Here is a 3,357-nt window from a genome sequence, read left to right on the forward strand (position 1 = left end):
CGGTGGAAGCATGTGAACTCGCCATCCCAGGCTATGTGACCATCGAGCAGGCCCGCCACGCGCTCGTCCAGTTTGCGCAAGCTTCTTGTATCCTGTGGCCGGACCTCGAGCCGGTGGCGGGCGTGCACGCCGTTGCGCGTGGCTATGGCGGCTACGCCGCCTGAAGATCGATACCCTCCGTGGCGGCTAAAGCCACACCACCATAGAAGGCCCGGCTGGCCCCAGCCGGGCTTTCCCGTTTCCGGCAGCTCGCAAGCAAATCGCAATCCTGTGGCTGGCCGCCTGCCTTGCGCGACAATCCCTGCGTGGAGTGTTGGGAAGAGCCCGCGCAAAAATCTTTATGAAATTCCTATTTCTTTCCACTGCGCTCCGTCTCGAACCTTTATGGCGATCGGGTCCATATTCCCTTCAGAAAACACATTCGGTTTCGTCGCCAAAGATGCGACGGGACACTTTCGATATATTGCGAACTCTCCTGTCAAGTTCGCAAAGTACAAAAGAACAAAAGGAATAAAAACAATGGATATGGCCGTTATCGGAATCGGAATTTTGTTCTTTGCCCTTTGTTTCGCCTACATAAAAGCTTGCGACGCTCTCTAGAGCGAGGCTGAAAAAATGATCGTCGACTATATTCTCGGTGGCGGCGTTACGCTGTTCCTGCTCGCCTACCTGACCTACGCCCTCGTTCGTCCAGAACGCTTCTGAAGGCACGGAAAGCCACAGCCATGACACTGAACGGTTGGATACAGATCCTGGTCTATTGCGGGATCGTCATATTGCTGGTGAAGCCGCTCGGCGGCTACATGCACCGCGTCTTCGACGGCGACCGGACGCTGCTCTCGCCCGTCTTCGGCCCGCTCGAGCGCGGGCTGTACCGTGTTTGCGGAACCAGCGAACGGGAGGAACAGCACTGGACCACCTATGCGGTCGCCCTGCTGCTCTTCAACCTTGCCGGCTTCCTGGTGCTCTACGCCCTGCAGCGCCTGCAGGGCAGCCTGCCCTACAACCCGGCCGGCATGACAGCGGTTGAACCAGGGCTCGCCTTCAACACCGCCGCCAGCTTCATGACCAACACCAACTGGCAGAACTATGGTGGCGAGAGCACGATGTCCTATCTCGTGCAGATGGCTGGGCTGACGGTGCAGAACTTCGTTTCGGCGGCCACGGGCATTGCCATAGCCATCGCGCTGATCCGCGGCTTTGCCCGGGCTTCGGGCAAGTCGATCGGCAATTTCTGGGTCGATATGACCCGCTCCACACTCTATTTGCTGCTGCCGTTCTGCGTCGTGCTGACGCTGGCCTATGTCTGGCTCGGCATGCCGCAGACGCTGGGCGCCTATGTCAACGCCACGACGCTCGAAGGCGCGCAGCAGACCATCGCCGTCGGCCCGGTCGCTTCGCAGGTGGCCATCAAGATGCTCGGCACCAATGGCGGCGGCTTCTTCAACGCCAATGCCGCGCACCCGTTCGAGAACCCCGACGCGATCTCCAACCTGATCCAGATGGTGTCGATCTTCGCCATCGGCGCCGCCTTGACCAATGTCTTCGGCCGCATGATCGGCAACCAGCGCCAGGGCTGGGCGATCCTCTCGGCCATGGGCGTCATGTTCATCGCCGGTGTCGCCATCTGCTACTGGGCGGAAGCCGCCGGCAACCCGCTGGTGCATGCGCTGGGCATCGACGGCGGCAACATGGAGGGCAAGGAGACACGTTTCGGCATCGCCTTGTCGGCGCTGTTTGCCGTCATCACCACGGCCGCTTCCTGCGGCGCTGTCAACGCCATGCACGGCTCGTTCACGGCGCTCGGCGGCATGATCCCGATCATCAACATGCAGCTTGGCGAAGTCATCGTCGGCGGTGTCGGCGCGGGCCTCTACGGCATCCTGATGTACATCGTCGTCGCCGTCTTCGTCGCCGGCCTGATGGTCGGTCGCACGCCCGAATATCTCGGCAAGAAGATCGAGGCCAAGGAGGTCAAGATGGCGATGCTGGCCATATTGTGCCTGCCGCTGGCGATGCTGATCTTCACGGCCATCGCCGTCGTGCTGCCGACCGGCGTGGCGTCGATGGGCAATGCCGGCCCGCACGGCTTCTCCGAGGTCCTCTATGCCTACACGTCGGCGGCGGCCAACAACGGTTCGGCCTTTGGCGGCCTCAGCGGCAACACGCCCTGGTACAACATCACCATCGGCATCGGCATGCTGATGGGCCGCTTCCTGGTCATCATCTCGGCGCTGGCCATTGCCGGCTCGCTGGTGGCGAAGAAAACGGTTCCGGCCTCCGCCGGCACCTTCCCGACCGACGGCCCGCTGTTCGTCGGGCTGCTGATCGGCGTCATCCTGATCGTCGGTGGCCTCACCTTCTTCCCCGCGCTCGCCGTCGGGCCGATCATCGAGCACCTGGCGATGGCTCACGGGCAGACCTTCTGAGACCGCCATGTCGTGGTTCAATGCCATGCGCCGCAAGGTCGCCCACAGGGACGATCACGGAAAGGAGGAGGGACCTCCTCCTTTCCCGACCCTGTCGACGTTTCTCGGCCTTGCGGCAGTCATGCTCGTCCTCTGGCTGCTGGCCTACGGGCCGCCCCATCTCTTTTCGGCATCCGATCATCCGGTGCCGTCCAACAACACCGAAGCCGGAGCTTCAAAATGAGCAACTCGAAATCAGCCAGCATCATGGATGCCAGCATCCTGCTTCCCGCCATCGGCGGCGCCTTCCGCAAGCTCGACCCGCGCACGCTGGCCAGGAACCCGGTGATGTTCGTCGTTGCCGTCGTCTCGGCGCTCACCACCGTGCTGTTCGTCAAGGACCTGGTCTCCGGCGGCGGCAATCTCGGCTTCACGCTGCAGATCATCATCTGGCTTTGGTTCACCGTGCTGTTCGCCAACTTCGCCGAAGCGGTCGCAGAAGGCCGCGGCAAGGCGCAGGCGGATTCGCTGCGCAAGGCACGCACCGAGACCAAGGCCAAGCTTTTAACCGGTGAAGACCGCACCAAATACAAACTTGTGCCCGGCACCAGCCTCAAGGTCGGCGATGCCGTGCTGGTCGAGGCCGGCGACATCATCCCGTCCGACGGCGAAGTGATCGAAGGCGTCGCTTCGGTCAACGAGGCCGCGATCACGGGCGAATCCGCGCCGGTGATCCGCGAATCCGGCGGCGATCGTTCGGCGGTCACCGGCGGCACGCAGGTGCTGTCCGACTGGGTTCGCGTGCGCATCACGGCGGCTTCCGGCCACACCTTCCTCGACCGCATGATCTCGCTGGTCGAAGGTGCGGAGCGCCAGAAGACGCCGAACGAGATCGCGCTCAACATCCTGCTCGTCGGCATGACGCTGATCTTCGTGCTGGCCACCGCGA

Annotated in this window: 3 protein-coding genes and 1 pseudogene; all 4 read left to right on the top strand. The window is 62.5% G+C overall.

All coding sequences use genetic code 11. From position 1 onward, the window contains the following. Positions 1 to 615 precede the first annotated feature (615 nt). On the top strand, positions 616 to 705 hold the full coding sequence (locus EN969_RS22775; protein WP_032808122.1) for a K(+)-transporting ATPase subunit F: 90 nt from the start codon (positions 616 to 618) through the stop codon (positions 703 to 705). Between the two features lie 20 nt (positions 706 to 725). Continuing rightward, the gene (kdpA, locus tag EN969_RS22780) at positions 726 to 2,429 is read left to right on the top strand and encodes a potassium-transporting ATPase subunit KdpA (RefSeq protein WP_063168983.1); all 1,704 of its coding nucleotides are present in this window, start codon (positions 726 to 728) and stop codon (positions 2,427 to 2,429) included. Between the two features lie 25 nt (positions 2,430 to 2,454). After that, positions 2,455 to 2,652: a hypothetical protein gene (locus tag EN969_RS22785; protein WP_224621338.1), complete on the top strand. Its 198-nt coding sequence runs from the start codon at positions 2,455 to 2,457 to the stop codon at positions 2,650 to 2,652. After that, positions 2,649 to 3,357: pseudogene (locus EN969_RS22790) on the top strand (potassium-transporting ATPase subunit B); the annotation flags it as partial. The gene EN969_RS22785 and the pseudogene EN969_RS22790, both read left to right, overlap by 4 nt.

It is taken from the genome of Mesorhizobium sp. M7A.F.Ca.CA.003.01.2.1 (assembly GCF_003998945.1).
GTDB classification, from domain to species: domain Bacteria; phylum Pseudomonadota; class Alphaproteobacteria; order Rhizobiales; family Rhizobiaceae; genus Mesorhizobium; species Mesorhizobium ciceri.